Source organism: Amycolatopsis sp. EV170708-02-1, assembly GCF_022479115.1.
Classification (GTDB): Bacteria; Actinomycetota; Actinomycetes; order Mycobacteriales; family Pseudonocardiaceae; genus Amycolatopsis.
The window spans coordinates 6713554-6735274 of the sequence record NZ_CP092497.1 but is presented as its reverse complement, the minus strand read 5'-3'; the positions used below and the strand labels follow the sequence as shown (position 1 = coordinate 6735274).

The window sequence follows — 21721 nt, the reverse complement described above, 5'->3', positions numbered from 1 at the left end:
CTCACTTCCCCTCCTGAACGTGGGCTACGGCGTCCACCACGATATGCGCAAGGTGATCGTCGACCAGCCGGTACACCACCTCACGGCCGCGTCGCTCACCCTGTACGACACCCGCGGTCTTCAGCACCCGCAGGTGCTGGCTGATCAGCGGCTGCGCGACATCGAGCGTGTCCACCAATTCGTGCACGCACCTGTCCGCGTTACGCAGCTGCAGGACGATGGCGATGCGCACGGGCGCGGCGAGCGCCCTGAGCAGGTCGCCGGCGTCCGCGAGGACGGCGGGCGAGGCCGACGTGGCGGGTTCGGCGGGGGGACGGGCCGACGAATGCGGTCCGGGGTCCTCCGTGAGGCCCGGGGCGGCAGAGTCCGGGGTCACCGTAGCCATCGCCGCCTCCATGTCCATCATGATTTCCGAAGTCATTGCCAGTAACAGTCCAGCCCATCTTAGTGTTCCCGCCCCCGGTGGTCTGTTCGCCGACCGGGCGACCACTTGGCGGCGATGTTACTGCTCCATTCGGGTGACTTCGCAAAGAAATGACCATTCCACTTCGCATGTGGTCGCCAACGGTGCAAGGTTGTCGCGGAGCGTTTCGTCGCTTCTCGTACGCTGACGACCGCGCTCTGAGGGCCCGGAGAGGCAGTGGGGAGACATGACTCGTTTCGTGACGAAGCTGGCCGCCGCGACGGCGGCCTTCGCTTTGGCGTCGGTTCCGGGGCTCGCCTCGGCGCAGACGACGCAGGCCGTCGATGAGAAGACCGGCCCCGTGTCGTTCGCGAACGTGGCGTCGGTGCGCATCGGGAACCCGGGATCGCTGATCACCGAGACCCAGCGCTCGCCGCTGACGCCCGGACAGTCGAAACTCTCCCCGGACCGCACCGTCGTCCCGCGCGACGACGGCGAGAAGAACACCTTCGGCGACAAATGGGCCGTCAACCTGGGCCGTTTCGGCGCGCAGAGCCCGTTCCCGCCCGGTATCGCCAGCCGTGACCACAACGTGGTCGCCGCGCTGCAGCAGACCACGGTCCCGACGGCGGTCGCGGAGAGCAACTACGCCCTGCTCGACAACGGGCGCGGCGGCGCGAAGCCCGCCGACAACACCGTGCTCGTGCTCGAAGGCGCGAAGAGCTCCGTCGACTGCTCGTCGCCGGGCAAGGCGACGTCGTCGACGAGTGTCGGCAAGATCTGGGTGCGGGACGAAACCGGCACGCTCAAGCCGTCCGGCGCCTCGGGTGTCGACGTCAAGGGGCTCAAGCTCGGCCCGCCCTCGATCGGCGAGATCGACAAGACGGCCAGTAAGGACAAGACCACCTCCGACCTGACCGTGTCCCGCGTGACCGCCTTCGACCAGCTCATCCGGCAGGACGGCTGGCGCAGCGGCGACGTCACCGCGGTGGCGGGCTGGAAGGTGGACATCGTCACGCACGTGCGCGACGACGCGGGCAAGGACCTTCGCGAGGCCCGCACGACGCTCGTGCTCGGCGGCGTGAGCTGCTCGATCCCGAAGAACTTCGTCGCGAAGCCCGCCGGCGGTACTGGGCCGGGCGCGGCGCCCGAGCAGCCCGCGGTGCCGGGGACGGTGCCCGCGGGCGGTATCCCGCCGCAGGCCGAGGATTCGACGCGGACCGTGGTCGGGCTGGGGCTGCTGGGTGGCGGCATCGTGATCGGCGCCGCGGCCATGCTGCTCTTCCGCCGTCGCAAGCCCGTTCCGGTGCGGGAGAAGTAGCTCCTCCCGTGCGGCCATGGCTGGCGGCACTGTCCGCCGTCGTCTCGGCGCTCGCCATCTCCGCGGGCGTGATCGTGCTGACCTGGATCCCGTCGGAACAGACGGTGTCGTTCGCGGAACCCGCGGTCCTGCCCGGTGAGGACGGCGCTCCGTTGGCGCTGCCCGCGGACAGTTCGAAACGCGGGCAGCGGCCCGGCACCATCCGCCTGCCCGAAGGCGGATCGGCGAGGCTCGTGCGCTCCGAGGTCAACTCCACCGGCGTCCTCCCGATCCCGCGCGGGCTCGGCGACGCGGCCTGGTGGGGTGCGCGGCTCGGCGCCGAAGCGGGTACGGCGCTGATCTCCGGGCACGTGAACTGGGGCGGCGTCAAAGGACCGTTCGACGAGCTGTGGCGGATGCGGGAGGGCCAGGAGGTCGCCGTCAGCGACGCGGCGGGCGGTATCTGGGTCTATCGCGTGCGGGAGATCGTCACGGTGCACAAGAACGACCTGCCCGCGCAGGCGGCGAAGCTGTTCGCGCAGAGCGGGCCGCATCGGCTGGTCCTGGTCACCTGCGGTGGCGACTACCTGGGCGGGACCGACGGCTACCGGGACAACCAGGTGATCGTCGCGACCCCCGTTTCCGGGCCGCCCGCCTGACCCCGCGTTTCGTCCTCTGAATGCGGTAGTTGCACGCGCAAGGACCGCATTCAGAGGACGAAACGCGGAATGCCATGCAACCCAGGTCAGCTCGCGTCGCGTGTCTAGCGACACCGGCCGCTCCGGCGGCCAGACGCGAGCAAGGAGTAATACCCGATGGTGGGACAGTTCGACGACGGTACGGCGAGTGAGGAGCAGCCGAAAAAGCGCTCCAGCCTGGGGTTCATCCTCATCGGCGCCGCGATCTTCGTGGTGGCGGCCGTGGTCGCGGTGTTCGTGTTCACCGGAACGAGTGATCCTGTCGTCGCGGCCATCCAGGACCAGGCGAACACGTCCGCGGGACAGACGCCCCAGACCCCGGCCGACCTGGGACAGGCGCCCGGCACGGTCAAACTCCCCGGCGGCGGCACGGCGAAACTGATCCGCAAGGAACTGACCGCGGACGGGACCCTCCCCATCCCCGAGGGACTCGACGAAGCCACCTGGTGGGGCGCGAAACTGGGCGCCGACCAGGGCGCTTCCCTGCTCTCCGGGCATGTGAACTGGAAGGGGAAGAAGGGCCCGTTCGACGAATTGTGGCGGCTCAAGACCGGCCAGGAGGTCAACGTCGTCGACACCGACGGCGGCAGGTGGGTGTACAAGATCGGCGAGATCGTCACCGTGCACAAGACGAAACTCGCCGAACAGGCGGAGAAACTGTTCGGGCCGGACGGGCCGCATCGGCTGGTGCTGGTCACCTGCGGTGGCGAGTACGTCGGCGGGACCGACGGTTACGAGGACAACCGCGTCGTCACCGCCTCGTTGGTCAGCAGGCCCTGAGCGGTCCGACCTCGCCGGAGGTCGTGCGGGGACGGGCGGTTAGTCTTGTCCTTCTAGCCCATACCCGTCCCCGCATGCTTCGGAGCGTGGAGTGCCCGCCAACACCATTGAGACCGTCGTCAGCCTGTGCAAGCGTCGAGGCTTCGTTTTCCCGTGTGGAGAGATCTACGGCGGTACCAAGTCGGCGTGGGACTACGGGCCCCTCGGTGTCGAACTCAAGGACAACATCAAGCGGCAGTGGTGGAAGACCGTCGTGCAGAGCCGCGACGACGTCGTCGGCCTCGACTCGTCGGTGATCCTGCCCCGCCAGGTGTGGGTCGCGTCGGGTCACCTGGACGTCTTCACCGACCCGCTGATCGAATGTCTCTCCTGTCACAAGCGGTTCCGCGCCGACCAGCTGGCCGAGGACTTCTCCGCGCGTTCGGGCAAGGAGGTGTCCGAGGACGACCTGTCCGAGGTGCCGTGCCCGAACTGCGGCACCCGCGGGCAGTACACCGCGCCGCGTGACTTCAACATGATGCTCAAGACCTACCTCGGCCCGGTCGAGTCCGAGGAAGGCGTGCACTACCTCCGCCCGGAGACCGCGCAGGGCATCTTCATCAACTTCCTCAACGTGCAGACCGCGGCGCGCAAGAAGCCGCCGTTCGGCATCGGCCAGATCGGCAAGTCGTTCCGGAACGAGATCACGCCGGGCAACTTCATCTTCCGCACGCGTGAGTTCGAGCAGATGGAGATGGAGTTCTTCGTCGAGCCGGGCGAGGACGAGACCTGGCACCAGTACTGGATCGACGCGCGCACCGAGTGGTACAAGGACCTCGGCATCAAGGCGGACAACCTCCGCCTTTACGAGCACCCGAAGGAAAAGCTCTCCCACTACTCGAAGCGCACCGTCGACATCGAGTACCGCTTCGCGTTCAACGCGGGCCAGGAGTGGGGCGAGCTCGAAGGCATCGCGAACCGCACCGACTTCGACCTCACGACGCACTCGAACCACTCCGGTGTGGACCTGTCGTTCTTCGACCAGGCCACGAAGCAGCGGTTCCGCCCGTTCGTCATCGAGCCCGCGGCCGGTGTCGGCCGGTCGATGATGGCGTTCCTCGTCGACGCGTACCACGAGGAAGAGGTGCCGAACGCCAAGGGCAGCACCGACACCCGCGCGGTGCTCAAGCTGGACTACCGGCTCGCGCCGTTCAAGGTCGCCGTCCTCCCGTTGTCCCGCAACGCCGATCTCACGCCGAAGGCGCGCGACGTCGCGGCGGCGCTGCGCAAGCACTGGAACGTCGACTTCGACGACGCCGGTGCGATCGGCCGCCGCTACCGGCGCCAGGACGAGATCGGGACGCCGTACTGCGTCACCGTCGACTTCGATTCGCTCAACGACCACGCGGTGACCGTGCGGGAGCGCGACACCATGGCGCAGGAGCGGGTCGCGATCGACAAGCTGGAGTCTTATCTGGCGGGCCGGCTGATCGGCGCCTGAGTTCCGCTTTGGGAAGTACGTGAAGGCCCCCTTCATTGCGTCTAGCGCAGTGAAGGGGGCCTTCACGTACTTGCGCCGCGAGGTGCCGGGCCACCCCTGACAACTGTCACCCTCAGGTCATGACGCGCGGCCCACGTCCGCGGCGCCCCCGCGCGACAAGCTCAAGGCATGCGAGAACAAGACATCACCGCAGGGGCGGCGGTACGGCTTTCCGGGCTGCGTAAGCACTATGGCGACGTCCACGCCGTCGACGGCGTGGAACTGACGATCGCGCCGGGCGAGGTGGTCGCGCTCCTCGGCCCCAACGGCGCGGGCAAATCCACCACCGTCGACATGATCCTGGGCCTGAGCGTGCCCGACAGCGGCACGGTGACCGTGTTCGGCCGCGAGCCGGGGGACGCGGTCGGCGACGGGATGATCGGCGCGATGCTGCAGGGCGGCGCGCTCCTCGAAGATCTCACGGTCGCCGAGACCGTCGGCATGGTCGCGGCGCTGCACCGCGAGCCGATGTCGGTACGGGAGGCGTTGCGCCGCGCCGGGATCGAGGACCTCGCGAACCGCCGCTCCACCAGGCTTTCCGGCGGGCAGAAGCAGCGGGTGCGGTTCGCCGTCGCGCTGGTGAGCGACCCCGATCTGCTGATCCTCGACGAGCCGACCGCCGCGATGGACGTCGGCACGCGCCGCGAGTTCTGGAAGTCCATGTACGAGTACACGAACACCGGCCGCACGGTCCTGTTCGCCACCCACTATCTCGAAGAGGCCGAAGAGTTCGCCGACCGTGTGGTGCTGATGAGGTCGGGGCGGGTCGTCGCGGACGGTTCGGTCGCGCAGGTCCGTGCGCTGGCCGGGGACGCACGATCCGCGCGGTGGTGCCCGCGGCGGGGGAGGCGGCGATCGCGGGGCTGCCCGCGGTCACCGGTTACGAATTCCGCGGCGGCCGCGCCGCGATCTCCAGTTCGGATTCCGACGCCACGCTGCGGGCGCTGCTGAGCCGCGTGCCCGAAGCGAGCGACATCGAAATCAGCGCCGTCGGCCTCGAAGGCGCCTTCCTTTCCCTGACCACCGAAGCCACCGAGGAAACCGTCCGATGAACCCGACCTATCTCAAGACCGAGATCGTCCGCACCTTCCGCTCCACCCGGTTCGTGCTCTTCGCCGTCGCCTTCCCGGTACTGATGTTCCTGTTGCAGGCCAACGTTTTCGCCTCGGGTCAGGTGAACATCGCCGGCGTGATCATGGTCAACATGATGGCCTTCGGCGCCTTCTCCGCCGCGATGACGAGCGGCGCGAAACTGGCCATCGAGCGGTCCACGGGCTGGCAGCGCCAGCTGCGGCTGACCCCGCTGACCGGCGCCGGCTATCTCGGCGGCAAGGCGCTCTCGGCGATGCTCGTCGCGCTCCCGTCACTGCTCGTCGTCCCGCTGGTCGGCGTCCTGTTCCAAGGTGTCCACCTCGACGCCGCGGGCTGGCTGCGGCTGGTGCTCGGTATCTGGCTCGGTGCGATCCCGCTGGTGCTGCTCGGCCTGCTGCTCGGCCAGTTCGGCACACCGGAGTCGATGCAGCCGCTGAACATGATCGTCATGATGGGCATGGGTTTCCTGGGCGGTCTGTGGATCCCGATCGACGGGATGCCGTCGTGGATGGCCGACATCGCCCAGGTGACGCCGACGTACTGGCTGATCCAGCTGGTCCGCCCGGTGGTCACCGACCAGCTGACGGTGAGCCTCCCGGCCGCGCTCGGCGTGCTGGCGGCGTGGACCGCGGTCCTCGGGGCGCTGGTGATCAGGCGTTACCGTAAGGACAGTGCGCGGGTCTGAGAGATGGGTGAACCGGTGAGCGACTACCCGGGCAAGGTCGAGACGGGCTTGAACACCCGGGAGAACTGGTGGGCGGACATGCCGCCGCGAACCGGCCGCGGTCCCCGGCCGAGGCGGTGGGTGCTCTTCGGTCTCGCCTTCATCGGGCCTAGCCTCGTCCCCGCGGCGGTCGATCTGGCCACCGACGGGGTGACCGGGAAAGAGCTGGTGATCGCCGCGCTCCTGCTCTTCTACGGCTCCTGCTACGTGCTGTTCCCGCTCAGCCTGCGGCCGTCCCGCCGGAAGCTGACCTACGTCTTCTCGGTGGTGATGCTGCTCATCGGTCTCACCCTGGTGTTCCTGCACGGCAACAACCCGTACATCCTGATCTACGCGACGGCGGTGCTGGCCTTCACGCTGCCACCGGCGTGGGCGGTGATCCTGGACGGTGGCGCGCTCCTGCTGGTGCTGGCCGTCCACCTGGTCCTCGGGAAGGACGACTTCGGGGACATCGTCGCGGTCACCTCGATCACGGCGGCGATGTTCTTCATGGCGAACCTGGTCCGCGCGGTGCGGAAACTGGAGGCGGCGAACCGGGAGATCGCCACGCTCGCGGTGGCGGGTGAACGCGAGCGCCTGGCGCGGGATCTGCACGACATCCTCGGCCACAGCCTCACCACCATCACGGTCAAGGCCGGGCTCGCCCGCCGGATCCTGGAGAGCGGCAAGGACGACTCCCGTGCGCTGCAGGAGATCCGCGAGGTCGAGGGCCTGACCCGCAGCGCGCTTTCGGACATCCGCGCCACGGTCTCCGAGTATCGCGAGGTGTCGCTGTCGGCGGAGGTCGCCGGGGCGCGGGCGGCGTTGCGGGCGGCCGAGATCGACGCGGATCTGCCGCACGCGGTGGACAACGTCGACCCGGCCCTGCAGCGCACTTTCGGCTACGTGCTGCGGGAAGCGGTCACGAACGTGATCCGGCATTCCGGGGCGAAGCGGGTGAAGGTCCGTCTCGGCAAGACCTGGCTGGAAGTCGAGGACGACGGCGAAGGCGGCGAGGCGATGGCGGGGAACGGCCTGCGCGGCCTCACCGAACGGCTGGACGCGGTCGGCGGGACCTTGACCGCCACCACGCCACCTGGGGGAGGATGGCTCGTCCGGGCGGACGTCCCCGAGTCCGCGCTGCGGAGTGGCGTGCCCGCGCCGCTCTCCGAACCCGCTGGAGGCTGCGCGTGATCCGGGTCCTGCTCGCCGACGACCAGGCGATGGTGCGCGGGGCGCTGGCCACCGTGCTCGGCCTCGAAGCCGACATCGAGGTGGTCGCCCAGGTCGGCTCGGGCGACGAAGTGCTCCAGCGGGCGAAGGAGACCGCCCCGGACGTCGCGCTGCTCGACGTCCAGATGCCGGGCAAGGACGGTCTCGAAGCCGCCGCCGAGCTGCACGGCGCGCTTCCGCTGTGCCGGATCATCATCTGCACCACCTTCGGGCGGCCCGGCTACCTGTCGCGGGCGATGGCGGCGGGGGCCGCGGGATTCGTGGTCAAGGACGCCCCGCCCGAACAGCTCGTCGACGCCGTCCGCCGGGTCCACGGCGGGCTCCGGGTGGTCGATCCCGCGCTCGCCGCCGAATCGCTCGCCACCGGCGCGAGCCCCCTCACCGGACGGGAACACGACGTCCTGAAGGCCGCCAAGGACGGCAGCACGGTGGCCGACATCGCCCGCGCGCTGCACCTTTCCGAAGGCACCGTGCGCAACCATCTTTCGGCCGCGATGGGCAAGACCGGGGCGAGGACGCGGGCCGAGGCGGTACGGCTCGCGGAAGAGCACGGCTGGCTCTGAGATCGTCCCGCCGCTCTGCGAGAATCACCCCCGTGAGTACCGCCGAACGGACCAAACCCACCCGCGCGAACTGGGTGCGCCGGACCTTGGCGGGGTTCCTGCTGATCGTCGTCGCGCTGATCGGCGGCACGGCGTTCCGGGTCTGGCAGGTGGCGCGGGAGGACGTGCGCGACCGGGCCGACGTCATCGTGGTGCTCGGCGCGGCCCAGTACAACGGCAGGCCGTCGGGGATCTTCGAGGCCCGGCTGGCCAAGGCGAAGACGCTGTACGACCAGGGCGTCGCCAAGGTCATCGTCACCGCGGGCGGCAAGAAGGCCGACGACAACTTCACCGAGGGGCAAGCGGGCGCGCAATGGCTGCGCAAACGGGGTGTGCCCGTGTCGGCGACGCTGCCGGTCGGTGAGGGCAGCGACACCCTGCGCAGCCTCCGCGCGGTCGCCGAACAGGTGCAGCAGCGGGGCTGGAAGACCGCCGTACTGGTCAGCGACCCTTGGCACTCGTTCCGCGCGCGGGTGATGGCCGACGACCTCGGGCTCGACGCCTGGACGTCGCCCACGCACCGCGGCCCGATCGTGCAGACCCGCGAGACGCAGGCGCGCTACATCGTCCGTGAGACCGGCGCGCTGCTGTATTACCGCCTCACCAGGTTCCCCGCGGAGGTCTGAACCCGATAAGTGTCGGTGATCGCGCCTAAGCTTGGCTGGTGAGCGACACCTACACCGAGGCCGACAGGGCGCGCCTGCTGCCCGAGCGGCCCAAGGGCGCGGCGCTGGAGGGCGCGGAAGACGGGCGGAGCGCCTTCGCCCGTGATCGCGCACGCGTGCTGCACTCGGCGGCCCTGCGGCGGCTGGCCGGCAAGACCCAGGTGGTCGGCCCGGGTGAAGGTGCCGAGGTCAGCGGCGTACCGCGCACGCGGCTGACGCATTCGCTGGAGGTCGCCCAGATCGGCAGGGGCATCGCCGACGAACTGGGCGCGGACCCGGATCTGGTGGACACCGCCGGTCTCGCGCACGACATCGGGCACCCGCCGTTCGGGCACAACGGCGAGCGCGCGCTCGACGAGGTCGCGCAGCCGTGCGGTGGTTTCGAGGGCAACGCGCAGACCTTGCGGATCCTGACCAGGCTGGAGCCCAAGGTCCTGCTCGAAGGCGGGGCCGCCGGCGGGCTGAACCTCACCCGCGCCTGCCTCGACGCCTCGACGAAGTATCCGTGGCCCCGTGAAGAAGGCAATCCGAAGTACGGCGTGTACGCCGACGACGCCGAGGTCTTCGCTTGGGTCCGGGCCGGTGCGCCGGAGCGCCGCACCAGTCTGGAAGCACAGATCATGGACTGGTCCGACGACGTCGCGTATTCCGTGCACGACGTCGAGGACGGGGTGCTGGCGGGCCGGATCTCGTTGCGGGTGCTGGCCGACGCGGAGGAACGCGCGGCGGTGGCCGAGGCGGCGCGAAGGTTCTCGAACCAGTCTCAGTCCACTTTGGAAGGTGCGGCGAAGGAACTGCTCGACCTGCCCGTGGTCGCCGAACTCACCGGACCGGGGCTCGACGGATCACTCAAGGCACAGGTCGCGTTGAAACGGCTGACGAGTGAGCTGGTCGGCCGGTTCGCGACGGCGGTGGTCGGCGCGACGAGGGAGGTGTACGGCGAGGGGCCACTGAGCCGCTACTCCGCGCGCCTGGTCATCCCGGAGCAGGTCGCGGCCGAGGTCGCGTTGTTCAAGGCGCTCGCGCTGCGGTACGTGATGAGCGACAAACGGCGCCTCGCGATGCAGGACGGCCAGCGTCAGACGCTCGCCGAGCTGGTCGGCGCGCTGTGCCGCCGCGCGCCGGACGCGCTGGACGGCCTGTTCCTGCCCGCCTGGGAGGCCGCCGCGGACGACGCGGCCCGCCTGCGCGTGGTCGTCGACCAGGTCGCGTCGCTCACGGACGCGCAGGCGTACGCGTGGCACGCCTGGCACACCGGCCGCCACGGCTGAGGCGCGTGATCAGCCGGACGACACGGGTGATCAGCCGGACGACATGCGTGTCCAGGCGGACGGCTCGAGGGCCGGCTCCGGCTACGCGTGTGTCGTCCGTCCAGTCACGCGTGTCGTCCACCTGATCACACGCGCCGTCCCCTCACACACGCACGACCGCCGAACCGAAACAGGTCCTCGTGAGTGGTAAAGACGGTTCTAACCGTCCTTGCCACTCACGAGGACCTACCTTCGGACAGGAGACGGACGGGCCCGTGCACGGTACGGTCTGCGGCATGGGAGCTGTCGAAAGCCACCTCCGGTTTGGTCTGGACCTCTATCGGGTGCTGGCGAACCGCGCGGAGAACGCGTGCTTCTCGCCGTACTCGATCGCGAGCGCGCTCGGCCTGGTGACCCAGGCCGCCAAGGGGAAGACCCGGGAGGAACTGATCGCGCTGCTCGGCGACCCGGACGAGCTAGCCGACCTGCTGGGCAAGGCCTCGTCCCTGCTCGAAGACGGCCCCGAGCTCGCGGTCGCGAACACGCTCTGGGCCTGGGACGGGCTCCCGCTCGAAGACTCCTTCCGCGCGGAACTCGCCACCTGGCCGGGCGGGAAGGTCGAGAGCGCCCCGTTCGGCGAAGATCCGGAGGCCGCGCGACGGCTGATCAACGCCGACGTCGCCGAGGCCACGCGCGAGCTGATCCCCGAACTGCTGAAGCCGGGGACGGTCGCGCGGGACACCGTCGCCGCGATCGTCAACGCCCTGTATCTCAAAACCGCCTGGACCACTCCGTTCTCGCGTGACAACACCGCGCCCGCGGACTTCCACGCGCCGTCGGGTACCCGTACGGTGCCGACGATGTGGCTCGAAAAACAGCTCGACCACACCCACGAGGACGGCTGGCAGGTCGTCCGCCTCGGCGCGGAGGGCGGGGTGGAGGCGATCGTCCTGCTGCCCGACGGCGACCTCGACGACGCCGAGCTCGACGCGGCGAAGCTGGCGGGCCTGCTGGAGAACACGCGGTCCAAGACGATCGCGCTGTCCCTGCCGATACTCGACCTCGACGTCGACAGCCCGTTGACGTCGAAGCTCCAGGAACTCGGCGTGCGGACGATGTTCACCGGCGGCGCCGACCTCACCGGGCTCGCCGACGACGACCGGCTCGAAGTGTCCGAGGTGCTCCACCAGTCCGTGCTCCGCATCGACGAGGAGGGCCTCGAAGGCGCCGCCGCGACGGCGGTGCTGATGCGGCTGACGTCGCTGATCGTCGACGAACCCCTGGAAGTCGCCGTCGATCGCCCCTTCCTTCTGCTCGTGAGGCATGCCTCGACGGGTGTGATCTACTTTCTCGCCCGCGTTGTCGAGCCGTGAGGACGGTCAGTGAGTCTTTTCCAGGCTGAGGCGGCGGACGTGGAAGCCGGGGACACTCCCACGAGACCTCGCCGGTTCGCCGCCGCCGACGCCGCCATCATGGGCGGCTTCCTGCTGTTCGCCTTCCTGCTCTACAACGGGCTCTGGCTCGACCTCAAGGAGGGCTATCTCTGGAACAGCGCGTCGGATCAGAACCTGTGGGAGTGGTTCTTCTCCGTCACCGCGGACAACGTGCTGCATCTGAGGAATCCGCTCAGTTCGCATTTCCAGAACCATCCGCTCGGCGTGAACCTGATGGCCAACACGGCGATGCTCGGCATCGGCATCCCGCTCTCACCGGTCACGCTCACCTTCGGCCCGACGGTCACCTGGGCCATCGCGCTCACCGGCGGCCTCGCCGGCACGGCGGCCGCCTGGTACTGGGTGTTCTCGCGGCATCTGGTCACCCACCGGGTCGGCGCGGCCATCGGCGGCGCCTTCGCCGGCTTCGCCCCGCCGATGATCTCGCACGGCAACGCGCACCCGAACTTCGTCGCGTGGTTCGTCCTGCCGTTCATCGCGTTGAAGGTCTTCAAGATCGCGCGCGGCGAACGCCCGGTCCGCAACGGGATCTTCCTCGGCCTGCTGGCGGCGTACCAGATCTTCCTCGGCGAAGAACCGCTGCTGATCTTCGCGATGGCGTTCGCGATCTTCGCCATCGCCTACTTCGCGACGAACTACCGCGAGTTCCCGCCGATGGCGAAACCGCTGGGGATCGGCGTCGGCATCGGCGTCCTCGTGGCGCTGGTGCTGTGCGCTTTCCCGCTGTGGTGGCAGTTCTTCGGCCCGCAGAGCTATCAGGCGATCGAGCACGGCCCGGTCGGGAACGATACGGCCGCGTTCACCCGGTTCGCGACGCAGTCGGTCGCCGGGCAGCCGCAGGCGGCCGCGGACGTGTCGATGAACCGCACCGAGGAGAACGCCTTCTTCGGCTGGCCGTTGATCGTGCTGATGGTGGTCGTCACCGCCTGGCTGTGGCGCGAGGTGTTCGCGCGGGCGCTGGCGATCTCGATGTTCGTGATGGCCTGGCTTTCCCTTGGTGTGCAACTGATCGTGGTGCACGAGGAGACCGGGATCCCGGGACCGTGGAAGCTCTTCTCGGAGCTGCCGTTGTTCGAGTCGCTGCTGGAGTCGCGGCTGGCAATGGGCTGCATCCCGCTCATCGGCGCCTTGCTCGCGCTGGCGACCGAACGCGTCTGCACGGTCGCGTCGAAGCTGCCCGAAGTGCCGGGGGAGCGGCGTTTCCCGTTGCGGCTGCTGTGGATCGGCGTCGTCATCGCGGTCCTGCTGCCGATCGCGCCGACGCAGCTGATCGTCAAGGAACGGCCGCCGACACCGCGGTTCCTCGCCGACGGCACCTGGCGGAGCTACGTCGCGCCCGGCGGGACCGTGGTGCCCGTGCCGTTGCCGAGTTCCGGCGAATCCGAACCGCTGCACTGGCAGATCGACGCAGGGCTCGGCTATTCGATGCCGGAGGGCTACTTCGTCGGCCCGAGCGGGCCCGACGACAAACGCGGCCGCTACGGCGCCATCCAGCGGCCGACGTCGATCATCTTCGACCAGATCAAGCAGACCGGCGTGCCGGCGACGATCACCGAATCGCAGCGGGTGCAGGCGCTGGCGGATCTGCGGTACTGGAACGCCGACGTGCTCGTGCTGATCCCGCGCGAACACCAGGACGCCTTCCGGACCACCGTGGACCTTCTGCTGCGCAAGCCCGCCGAATTCGTCGACGGCGTCTGGGTGTGGGACGTCCGGACGATCACTCCCTGAGGTCCTGCCGGCTCGCGGACCACCGCGAGCCGGCGAACGGCTCCCCGGCGCGGTGTTCGTTGACCCGGACCGTGCCGCAGGCGAGCCGTGCCGCGACTTCGGCGGCGTGCTCCTCGTCCGCGCCCCACACCGATCCGCACAAGCAGGGCGCCGTGGCGTTCGCGAGCCCGACCGCTTCGTCCACTGTGGAGCATCGGACGACCGGAAGCACCGGCCCGAACTGTTCTTCGGTCACCACTCGCATCCCGTCGTGCGCTTCGGCGAGGATCGCCGGGGCGAAGAAGTACCCCGGCCCGTCGAGCGGTCCGCCGGTGACGAGCCGCGCGCCGCCCGCCCGCGCCTCTTCGGTCAGACCGGTGACGCGGTCGTAGCGCGGCCGGTTGTTGACCGGGCCGATCTGTGTCCCCGGTGTCCTTCCGTCGCCCACCACGACTCCTGCCGCCATGGCCGCCAGCGCTTCGACGACACCGTCGTGGACCGGTCCGACGGCGTAGACCCGCTCGACCGCCACGCCGATCTGGCCGCAGTTGGCGAAAGCGCTCCAGAAGAGCCGTTCCGCGATGGCGGCCGGGTCGGTGCCGGGGAGGACGATCGCGGGATCGTTGCCGCCCAGTTCCAGCATCAGCTGTCGCCATTCCGGCGCGGCCGCCATCCGCTTCCCGGTTTCGGCCGAGCCGGTGAAGGCGACCTGCTGGATCCCGGGATGCGCGATCAGGAGCTCGCCGAGCGGGTCCTGGCCGGTGAGCACGGTCAGCACGCCCGGCGGCAGCACCTCCGCCAGCATCCGACCGAGGTGCAGCGTCGTGAGCGGGGTGCGCGGCGAAGGCTTGAGCACCACCGTGTTCCCTGCGGCGAACGCCGGAGCGAGCATCGCGACAGCCAGCTGCACTGGGAAGTTCCACGGCGCGATCGCGGCGACCGGTCCGTCGCCGACGGCCCCGGATCCGAGCCGCGCCCCGGCGAAGTACCGGAACCTCGCCGCCGCTCCGGCGAACTCGGCTTCGGCTTCGCGAAGCGGTTTCCCTTGCTCCTCGGTGAGGACGGGGGCCAGCACGGGCGCGGCCTCCTCGACTACGACCGCGCACGACATCAAGGCCGCCCGCCTGTCCGCGGCGCGCCAAGCGGGGGAAGCGGCCGCCGCGGCGCGTACCGCTTTGTCGACTTCCGTCGGCCCGCAGTCGGGGACGGTCGTGATCCGTTGTCCGGTGGCGGGATCCTCGACGGCGAGCATGGTCCTCCTCGGTGGAAGGAAAAGTGCCGACTTGCCAGCCTACCTTCGATGATCGACTGGCGGTTCCGGCGAAAAGGCGAAAATGGCGGCGTGGCGCGCGTCACCGACGGTGCTGTCACGTCCGCGCCGTCGGTCTCGTCCAGTCGGTGAACGCACTCGCACGAGGAGGACACCATGCCGCGCATTCCCGCCGTGAAGACCGCCGAAGCAGGCTTCCTGCTGAAGCTGTTCTACAAGTTCGCAGGCAAGCGTTTCGGCGCCGTGCCCGAGCCGATGGCCGTCTACGCGCACCACCCGGCCCTGCTCCGGGCGAACGGCATGCACGAGATGATGGCGGAGAAGGCCAGCAAGACGCTGCCGTCGAACGTGCGCGAACTGGCCGTGTACCGCGTCGCGACCCAGCTCGGCTGCTCGTGGTGCATCGACTTCGGGACCATGCTGCAACTGCACGAGGGTCTCGACATCGAACGGCTGAAGAACATCGACGACTACGCGAAGTCGCCCGCCTTCACCGACCAGGAGCGGCTCGCGCTCGCGTACGCCGACGCGATGACCGCGAGCCCGGTGACCGCCACCGACGAGCAGGTCGCCGAGCTGGAACGCGAATTCGGCCGCAAGGGCGTCATCGAGCTGACCTACCAGATCGGCCTCGAGAACATGCGTGCCAGGATGAACAGCGCGCTCGACATCACCGCGCAGGGCTTCACCTCGGGCGATGCCTGCAAGATCCCGCTTCCCTGACGTCCCGCGTTTAGTCCTCTGAATGCGCCTGGGCGCATTCAGAGGACTAAACGCGGTCAGGAGTCGACGCGGGTCCGCGCGGTGGTGAGCTTGTCCGGGTTCGCCATGTCGTAGATCGCCACGATCTTCCCGTCGCGGATGACGAAGGCGTCGACGTGCTCGTCGAGCGCCCGGTACCGCTCGGAACCGGGCTGCGGCGGGAGGTAGATCCCGAGGTCGCCGTTGACCAGCGCGAACCGCGCCTGCTCCATCCCGGCCGGGTCGTACATCCGCATGAGGCCCTGGAACAGCCGGGTGACCTTGTCGAACCCGGCGACCGTGTGCACCGCCGTGCGCGCCTTGCCGCCGCCGTCGCCGACGAGGACGACGTCGGGATGCAGGACCTCCGCCACCGCCTGGATGTCGCCGGTGAGCATCGCCGTCATGAACTTCTCGATGATCTGCTGCTGCTCGGCGAGCGCCGTCCGGGGCGGCGGATCGGCGTCGGCGACCGCGCGGCGGCCGCGGGAACCGTGCTGGCGCGCGGCGTCCGTCGTGCAGCCCAGGATCTCGGCGATCTCGCCGAACGGCACCGAGAACGCGTCGTGCAGGACGAACGCGACACGCTGCTCCGGCGTCAGCCGGTCGAGGACCACCATCGCCGCCATGCGCATGCCGTCGTCGCGGACGGCGACGGCCAGCGGGTCCTCCGACGAAGGGGTGCCCAGCGGGCCGAGGACCGGCTCGGGCAGCCACTCCCCGACGTACCGTTCGCGGCGCACCACCGCGGACCGCAGCCGGTCGAGGCAGATCCGGCTGACGACGGTGGTCAGCCAGCCCTTGTGGTCCTCGATGGCCGAGCGGCGGCGTTCGTCCATGCCGCTCAGGCGCAGCCACGACTCTTGGACCGCGTCCTCGGCGTCGGAGAGCGTGCCGGTGAGCCGGTAGGCGACCGACACCAGATGGGGCCGCAGCGCGGCGAAGTTCCCGGCGAGTTCGTCCAGGGCGGTGCTCATTCCCCGAGTGTGCCGCACAGTGCTCGGAGAGCGGGAACTAGAGTGATGAGCGTGGCAGGACGGATTCGGGAAAGCGACATCGCGGAGGTGCGCGAGCGCAACCGGATCGACGAGGTCATCGGTGATTACGTGGCGCTGCGCAGCGCCGGCGGGGGCAGCCTGAAAGGGCTTTGCCCGTTCCACAACGAGAAGACCCCGTCGTTCAACGTGCGCCCCACGCACGGCACTTTCCACTGCTTCGGCTGCGGCGAAGGCGGTGACGTGATCAAGTTCATCCAGAAGATGGACCTGATCTCGTTCGTGGAGGCCGTCGAGCGGCTCGCGGATCGGGTGGGTTTCCGGCTCACCTACGAAGGCGGCGGCGGAAGCGTCCAGCGTGATCGCGGCACCCGCGCCCGGCTGATCGAGGCGCACCGCGCGGCCCAGGAGTTCTACGCCGAGCAGCTGCTCACCCCGGACGCGCGCGCGGCGAGGGACTTCCTGTCGGAACGGGGTTTCGACGCGGCCGCCGCGCAGACGTTCGGCTGCGGGTACGCGCCGGCGGGCTGGGACAAGCTCACCAAACATCTGCTCAACCGCGGATTCGAGGTCAAGGAACTGCTCACCGCCGGGCTGGCCAAGGAGGGACAGCGCGGGCCGATGGACCGGTTCAACCGGCGGCTGCTGTGGCCCATCCGCGACGTCGGCAACGAGGTGGTCGGGTTCGGCGCGCGGCGCCTCTACGACGACGACCGTGTCTCGGCGAAGTACCTGAACACCGCGGAGTCGCCGATCTACAAGAAGTCGCAGGTGATGTTCGGCCTCGACCTGGCCAAACGCGAGATCGCGAAGCGGCATCAGGTCGTCGTCGTCGAGGGCTACACCGACGTGATGGCGATGCACGCCGCCGGGGTCCCGACGGCCGTCGCGTCGTCGGGGACGGCGTTCGGCGAGGACCACATGAAGGTCCTCCGGCGGCTGATGATGGACGACGACGCCTTCCGCGGCGAAGTGATCTTCACCTTCGACGGTGACGAAGCCGGTCAGAAGGCGGCGTTGAAGGCCTTCGAGGGCGACCAGACCTTCGCCGGGCAGACCTACATCGCCGTCGCCCCCGACGGCATGGACCCGTGCGAACTGCGGCTCGCCAAGGGCGACACCGCGGTGCGCGACCTGGTCGCGCGGCGGATCCCGCTGTTCGAGTTCGCGATCAAGAGCATGCTCAAGGCCTTCGACCTGGACTCCGTCGACGGCCAGGTCGCGGCGCTGCAGAAGACCGTTCCGCTGGTGGCCGGGATCAAGGACCGGGCCAGCCGCGACGGTTACGCGTCGAAACTCGCCTGGTGGGTCGGCTGGCAGGACGCGGCGCAGGTGGTGAACCGGGTGCGCGGCAGCGCCGGGGCGGCGGCGAAACGCTCCGCCACCGTCGAGGTCCGGCGGCCCGCCGCCGCGGCGACCGCCACCGCCGAAGAGGACCTGCCCCGGCCCGCGCCGGGCGATCCGCGGTTCATCGCGCAGCGCGAGGCGCTCAAGGCGGCTTTGCAGCAGCCGATGCTCGCCGGAGCGGAGTACGACGCGCTGCCCGAGGACGCCTTCACCCATCCGGTTTACGTCGCCATCCACAAGGCGTTGCTGTCCGCCGGGGGAGCGGGTTCCGGGCTGACCGGGCCTGCCCTGCTCGACGCGGCGGCCCCGCACTGCCCGCAGGGAACGGTGCGGCGAGTGCTCAGCGAGCTTTCGGTGGAACCGTTGCGCGCCAAGGGCGAGGTCGACTCGCGCTACATCTCCGCGCAGCTCGCGGCGGTGCAGGAAAGCCTGGTCGGCCGCCAGATCAACGAGATCAAGTCGAAGCTCCAGCGGCTTTCCCCGGTCGAGGCGCCGGACGACTACCGCGCGCTGTTCGGCGACCTCGTCGCGCTCGAGCAGTACCGGAAGGCGCTGAAGGAACAGGCCATCGGCGGATTGGACTGAGCATGGGCTGGCTGCGTCACCTGCTGGGTGACCGTGTCCCGGCGGATTTCGACGGCTCGCTGGACGACGGCGAGCACGTCGTCGGGAGCGCGGCGGTCGAAGGCGGCGGGTATCTGCTGGTCACGCCGCTGGGACTGTGGATCCCGGGGCCGCGCCGGGTCGGCTGGCATCTGGTCGGCAAGGCGGCCTGGTCCACCGGAGTGCTGACCCTGACCGAGTCCGAAGAGACCGGTACGGCGGGGGAGGCCGTGCTGCTGGCCGACAAGCCCCCCGTCCGGTTCGGGCTCGCCCGGCCCGGCAAGGTCCCGATCCTGATCCGGCAGCGGGTCGACGGCTCGATCCGGGGGCGGTACCGCAAGGACCTCGGGACCGGGGGAGCGTGGTTCGTCGAGCGCAAGGTCCCCGGCCGGGACGGCACGGTGCTGCAGGTGCGGCCCGATCCGGGCACCGACGTCGACGTGGTCAAGGCGATCGCCGAGGAGGCGGCCGGGAAGCTGGCGAAGCCGGACAGCTAGCAGTACGCTCGTACTGTATCGCTGGGAGGCGCCATGTGGGATCCGGTCAAGTACCTCGACTACGCCGACCTGCGGGCCCGGCCGTTCCACGACCTCGTCGGGCGGATACCGGCCAAGGCGCCCCGGCGCGTCGCGGACCTCGGCTGCGGCCCCGGGAATCTGACCGCCGGCCTGGCGGAACGCTGGCCGGACGCGATCATCGAGGCGAGCGACAGTTCACCCGAAATGGTCGAAGCCGCGCGGTCACGCGGTGTCGACGCGCGCGTGCTCGACGTCAACGACTGGGTACCCGAACCGGACACCGACGTGGTCATCTCCAACGCCGTGCTCCAGTGGGTCCCGGAACATCGTGACCTGCTCCGCCGCTGGGTGGACCTCCTGCCGTCCGGGGCGACGCTCGCGTTCCAGGTCCCCGGCAACTTCGACGCCCCGTCGCACGCCCTGGTCCGCGCCCTCGCGCGCACCGACGAGTGGGCTCCGCGCCTCGCCGACGTCGTCCTGCGGGAGAACGAAGCCGTCGACAGCCCGCTCGGCTACGGGAATCTGCTCGCCGACGCGGGATGCGCCGTCGACGCCTGGGAGACGACGTATCTGCAGCGGCTGACCGGTGAGGACGCCGTACTCGAATGGATCACCGGCACGTCGGCGCCCGGTCAAAGAGGCCCTCTCGGGGGAGGACTGGGACCACTTCCGCGCGCAGATCGCCCGCAAACTGGACGAGGCCTACCCGCCGCGCCCCGACGGGACCACCTGGTTCGAGTTCCGGCGGGTCTTCGTGGTCGCCGTCGTGGGCTGAAAGGGACTTTCACCGCGTCAGATGCAGCGAAAGGGCCCTTCACCGCGTCGGACGCGGTGAAGGGCCCTTTCGGTCCGGGGTCAGCGCTGAGGCCGCCCGAACCGCTCACCGACCTTGGCGCGAGCGACCCCGGCGGCGCCCTGCACCATGGGGTGGTCGGCGATCTTGCGGTAGGTCCGCACGATCTGCTCGTACCGCCCGCGGCCGGCCTTCGCGCCCAGCACATAGCCCGCGGCCGCACCCAGCAGGAACATCTTCATCCGAGTCCACGCCTCCGTTCGATCTTGCTCCGGCTGTCATTGTCCCTCAAAACGCGAGCTTGACGAGGTGATGTCGAAAGTGGGGGGTGGGTGCGCGGCCGCCGGAGGGCATGGGCTAAAGTTCTCTCATCGGTCGGAGCGATCCGGCTGGTACGGAGCACAATCCCCTGTAGCTCAACTGGCAGAGCATTCGGCTGTTAACCGGAGGGTTCTTGGTTCGAGTCCAAGCGGGGGAGCACAAGCCCAGGTCAACGACCTGGGCTTCTTCGTTTTCCGGGCTCGTGTCGTGCCGAGGGATGATTTAGCGATTACAAACCGGCGGGGTCCAGCATCCCCTCCAGGGCCGCCACGTTGGCCTGGTTCGACGCCCTCGGTTTCCGGTAATGACGTTCGACGACGGCCACGGTGTTGCCCAGCTGGTCCGCGATCGCCGAGGACGGCCGGTCCGCTTCGTCGAGCACCAGACCGACCGTCTTCCGGAACACGTGACTGGTGACCCACCCGTAGCCGATCGCCTTCATCGCCTCTTCGATCCTGTTGATCACGTTCGACGGATCGAGGAGCCCGCCGGCGAACGAAGCGAACAAGGGGCCATCGCAGGCGGCCGCGCGGCGCCGCTCCCACATCGCCATCGACCATTCCGGGACGATGAGCAGCAAGCCGTCGACCCCGCCCTTGCGTAGAGGCTCGCGTAAGAGTCCTGACCCGGTGACGCGGACGACGTGATGCCCGATCGTCACGGTCGAGGCAGCCGGGGCGACGTCCGATCCGAACATCGCGAGCAGTTCCCCGATGCGGACGCCGGTCGACAGCATCGCCTCCATGATGTCCGGCAGGTCCAGCCAGATGCGTCCCCGGCGGCCCAGCGATCGCCCTCGCGAGTCGGCTTGACGAGTCGGTCCGTAGACGCGGAGCTTGGCGAGAAGATCGATACGCTGATTCGTGGTCAATGCGAGGATCTCCTTCTTGCCTCCCCGCGACAAGCGCCTCAGCGAGCGGACGGGATTCACGTCCATGGCGCCGTGCCGGACCGCGTAGTCGCACACGCCGGCCAGCGCCGCTTTGACGAGCTTGGCCGTGTCGTAGCTTCTCTTCATCCGCGCGTTCCTGACGACCCGGTCGCATCGGGATACCCGGACCTCGTGACATTGGAGGCGCCCCAAAGCGGGACGGACCCAATTCTTCAGTACGCGGCGATAGAGACTCACGGTGCCGACCGCCAGGTTGCCGAGTTCGGCCTCCAGTTCCAGTTCCTCCAGATACAGGTCGGCGACGACATCCAGCCGGGTCTCCTTGCCGATGTCGTCGCCTGTGGCCGAGTCGGAAAGCTGGAGCAGCGCCTCCTTCAGCCGGTTAACGGCCTGTGTCTTCGTGGCGGCCACTCGCCGGACGAGCCGCCGCGCCCCGTCCCCGGCTCGGAAGTAGGTACGTGCCTGGTAGCGCGGTCGGCCGGATCTCGTCGGTGGCAACTTCAGTGTCGCGATGACGCCATACGTGCCGACAGGTGTGGGAGGACGTCCCATATTCGTTGGCGCTTTCTTGCTCGAGAGATGAGGTTGCTTCAACCTCCGGGGTTCAAGAAGCTGTCTATCGCCGTGTCTGGGATGAGGTAGTAGCGACCGGCGGTGACAGCCGCCAGCTTGCCTTCGTGTATGAGGCGCAAGACCGTTTCGTAGGGGATGCCGAGCTGTAGCGCGGCCTCGCGGGGTGTCCAGGCTTTGCGTGGCAATGCGTCTTCGTCCCTCACGAAGGCCTCCAGGGTGGTCGGCGTGACGGTCCGATGAAGGCATGTGCCCCAGCCTG

The 21721-nt window shown here is 69.3% G+C and carries 20 protein-coding genes, 1 tRNA gene and 2 pseudogenes; 17 read left to right on the top strand and 6 right to left on the bottom strand.

The window, feature by feature from the left end:
• Position 1 precedes the first annotated feature (1 nt).
• Positions 2-385 carry a helix-turn-helix transcriptional regulator gene (locus tag MJQ72_RS30580; RefSeq protein WP_240594511.1) on the bottom strand — a complete coding sequence of 128 codons (384 nt, stop codon included), beginning with the start codon at positions 383-385 and terminating at the stop codon, positions 2-4.
• A 265-nt stretch (positions 386-650) separates the two neighbouring features.
• Between MJQ72_RS30580 and MJQ72_RS30575 the strand changes: the two genes are divergently transcribed.
• From MJQ72_RS30575 to MJQ72_RS30520, 12 genes and pseudogenes are all read left to right on the top strand, one after another.
• The gene (locus MJQ72_RS30575; RefSeq protein ID WP_240594510.1) at positions 651-1724 is read left to right on the top strand and encodes a hypothetical protein; all 1074 of its coding nucleotides are present in this window, start codon (positions 651-653) and stop codon (positions 1722-1724) included.
• A gap of 8 nt (positions 1725-1732) precedes the next feature.
• A complete protein-coding gene (locus MJQ72_RS30570; RefSeq protein WP_240594509.1) occupies positions 1733-2362 on the top strand; it encodes a class F sortase in 630 nt (209 codons plus the stop codon).
• 156 nt (positions 2363-2518) lie between these two features.
• Positions 2519-3181, top strand: a complete 663-nt coding sequence (locus tag MJQ72_RS30565; protein WP_240594508.1) for a class F sortase — start codon at positions 2519-2521, stop codon at positions 3179-3181.
• Positions 3182-3272: 91 nt separating this feature from the next.
• Positions 3273-4661, top strand: a complete 1389-nt coding sequence (locus tag MJQ72_RS30560) for a glycine--tRNA ligase (RefSeq protein ID WP_034316415.1) — start codon at positions 3273-3275, stop codon at positions 4659-4661.
• A gap of 168 nt (positions 4662-4829) precedes the next feature.
• Positions 4830-5752 (top strand): annotated as a pseudogene (locus MJQ72_RS30555) (ABC transporter ATP-binding protein).
• Positions 5749-6477, top strand: coding sequence for an ABC transporter permease (locus MJQ72_RS30550; RefSeq protein ID WP_240594507.1), 729 nt, complete (start codon positions 5749-5751; stop codon positions 6475-6477). The pseudogene MJQ72_RS30555 and the gene MJQ72_RS30550 overlap by 4 nt, the downstream one beginning before the upstream one ends.
• A gap of 15 nt (positions 6478-6492) precedes the next feature.
• Complete coding sequence (locus MJQ72_RS30545; protein ID WP_240594506.1) at positions 6493-7689, top strand: sensor histidine kinase; 1197 nt, start codon at positions 6493-6495, stop codon at positions 7687-7689.
• Complete coding sequence (locus MJQ72_RS30540; protein ID WP_240594505.1) at positions 7686-8291, top strand: response regulator transcription factor; 606 nt, start codon at positions 7686-7688, stop codon at positions 8289-8291. The genes MJQ72_RS30545 and MJQ72_RS30540 overlap by 4 nt, the downstream gene beginning before the upstream one ends.
• Before the next feature lie 32 nt (positions 8292-8323).
• Complete coding sequence (locus MJQ72_RS30535; protein WP_240594504.1) at positions 8324-8956, top strand: YdcF family protein; 633 nt, start codon at positions 8324-8326, stop codon at positions 8954-8956.
• Positions 8957-8994: 38 nt separating this feature from the next.
• A complete protein-coding gene (locus MJQ72_RS30530) occupies positions 8995-10266 on the top strand; it encodes a deoxyguanosinetriphosphate triphosphohydrolase (protein ID WP_240594503.1) in 1272 nt (423 codons plus the stop codon).
• Positions 10267-10541: 275 nt separating this feature from the next.
• On the top strand, positions 10542-11618 hold the full coding sequence (locus tag MJQ72_RS30525) for a serpin family protein (protein WP_240594502.1): 1077 nt from the start codon (positions 10542-10544) through the stop codon (positions 11616-11618).
• A 9-nt stretch (positions 11619-11627) separates the two neighbouring features.
• A complete protein-coding gene (locus MJQ72_RS30520; RefSeq protein WP_240594501.1) occupies positions 11628-13430 on the top strand; it encodes a glycosyl transferase in 1803 nt (600 codons plus the stop codon).
• Here MJQ72_RS30520 and MJQ72_RS30515 read toward each other — a convergent pair.
• On the bottom strand, positions 13420-14661 hold the full coding sequence (locus MJQ72_RS30515) for an aldehyde dehydrogenase family protein (protein WP_240594500.1): 1242 nt from the start codon (positions 14659-14661) through the stop codon (positions 13420-13422). The two genes, MJQ72_RS30520 and MJQ72_RS30515, sit on opposite strands and share 11 nt — an antisense overlap.
• Positions 14662-14835: 174 nt before the next feature.
• Here MJQ72_RS30515 and MJQ72_RS30510 point away from each other — a divergent pair, with 174 nt between their 5' ends.
• A complete protein-coding gene (locus MJQ72_RS30510) occupies positions 14836-15402 on the top strand; it encodes a carboxymuconolactone decarboxylase family protein (protein ID WP_037342876.1) in 567 nt (188 codons plus the stop codon).
• A gap of 56 nt (positions 15403-15458) precedes the next feature.
• Here the strand turns inward: MJQ72_RS30510 and MJQ72_RS30505 are convergent, their stop codons facing one another.
• Entirely contained in the window at positions 15459-16397 is a 939-nt protein-coding gene (locus tag MJQ72_RS30505) for a sigma-70 family RNA polymerase sigma factor (RefSeq protein WP_240594499.1), read from the bottom strand.
• 45 nt (positions 16398-16442) lie between these two features.
• On the opposite strand from MJQ72_RS30505, the gene dnaG reads away from it, so the two are divergent.
• The 3 genes and pseudogenes from dnaG (at position 16443) to MJQ72_RS30490 (ending at position 19658) form a co-directional block, all read left to right on the top strand.
• A complete protein-coding gene (dnaG, locus tag MJQ72_RS30500; RefSeq protein WP_037342879.1) occupies positions 16443-18347 on the top strand; it encodes a DNA primase in 1905 nt (634 codons plus the stop codon).
• Positions 18348-18349: 2 nt separating this feature from the next.
• On the top strand, positions 18350-18862 hold the full coding sequence (locus MJQ72_RS30495) for a hypothetical protein (protein WP_240594498.1): 513 nt from the start codon (positions 18350-18352) through the stop codon (positions 18860-18862).
• Between the two features lie 33 nt (positions 18863-18895).
• Positions 18896-19658, top strand: a pseudogene (locus tag MJQ72_RS30490) (trans-aconitate 2-methyltransferase).
• An 80-nt stretch (positions 19659-19738) separates the two neighbouring features.
• Here the strand turns inward: MJQ72_RS30490 and MJQ72_RS30485 are convergent.
• The gene (locus MJQ72_RS30485; protein WP_007031230.1) at positions 19739-19918 is read right to left on the bottom strand and encodes a hypothetical protein; all 180 of its coding nucleotides are present in this window, start codon (positions 19916-19918) and stop codon (positions 19739-19741) included.
• A gap of 163 nt (positions 19919-20081) precedes the next feature.
• Here MJQ72_RS30485 and MJQ72_RS30480 point away from each other — a divergent pair.
• Positions 20082-20154 (top strand) — tRNA-Asn (locus MJQ72_RS30480).
• A 72-nt stretch (positions 20155-20226) separates the two neighbouring features.
• On the opposite strand, the gene xerC is transcribed toward MJQ72_RS30480, so the two are convergent.
• On the bottom strand, positions 20227-21300 hold the full coding sequence (gene xerC, locus MJQ72_RS30475) for a tyrosine recombinase XerC (RefSeq protein WP_240594497.1): 1074 nt from the start codon (positions 21298-21300) through the stop codon (positions 20227-20229).
• A gap of 179 nt (positions 21301-21479) precedes the next feature.
• Positions 21480-21665, bottom strand: a complete 186-nt coding sequence (locus tag MJQ72_RS45225; protein ID WP_396426885.1) for an excisionase family DNA-binding protein — start codon at positions 21663-21665, stop codon at positions 21480-21482.
• Positions 21666-21721: the final 56 nt, after the last annotated feature.

Excerpts from the sequence above, each read along its gene's own strand:
- MJQ72_RS30580 (WP_240594511.1), bottom strand. The coding sequence starts at position 385 with ATGGCTACGGTGACCCCGGACTCTGCCGCCCCGGGCCTCACGGAGGAC.
- MJQ72_RS30575 (WP_240594510.1), top strand. The coding sequence starts at position 651 with ATGACTCGTTTCGTGACGAAGCTGGCCGCCGCGACGGCGGCCTTCGCT.
- MJQ72_RS30565 (WP_240594508.1), top strand. The coding sequence starts at position 2,519 with ATGGTGGGACAGTTCGACGACGGTACGGCGAGTGAGGAGCAGCCGAAA.
- MJQ72_RS30550 (WP_240594507.1), top strand. The coding sequence starts at position 5,749 with ATGAACCCGACCTATCTCAAGACCGAGATCGTCCGCACCTTCCGCTCC.
- MJQ72_RS30525 (WP_240594502.1), top strand. The coding sequence starts at position 10,542 with ATGGGAGCTGTCGAAAGCCACCTCCGGTTTGGTCTGGACCTCTATCGG.
- MJQ72_RS30515 (WP_240594500.1), bottom strand. The coding sequence starts at position 14,661 with ATGCTCGCCGTCGAGGATCCCGCCACCGGACAACGGATCACGACCGTC.
- MJQ72_RS30510 (WP_037342876.1), top strand. The coding sequence starts at position 14,836 with ATGCCGCGCATTCCCGCCGTGAAGACCGCCGAAGCAGGCTTCCTGCTG.
- MJQ72_RS30505 (WP_240594499.1), bottom strand. The coding sequence starts at position 16,397 with ATGAGCACCGCCCTGGACGAACTCGCCGGGAACTTCGCCGCGCTGCGG.
- dnaG (WP_037342879.1), top strand. The coding sequence starts at position 16,443 with ATGAGCGTGGCAGGACGGATTCGGGAAAGCGACATCGCGGAGGTGCGC.
- MJQ72_RS30495 (WP_240594498.1), top strand. The coding sequence starts at position 18,350 with ATGGGCTGGCTGCGTCACCTGCTGGGTGACCGTGTCCCGGCGGATTTC.
- MJQ72_RS30485 (WP_007031230.1), bottom strand. The coding sequence starts at position 19,918 with ATGAAGATGTTCCTGCTGGGTGCGGCCGCGGGCTATGTGCTGGGCGCG.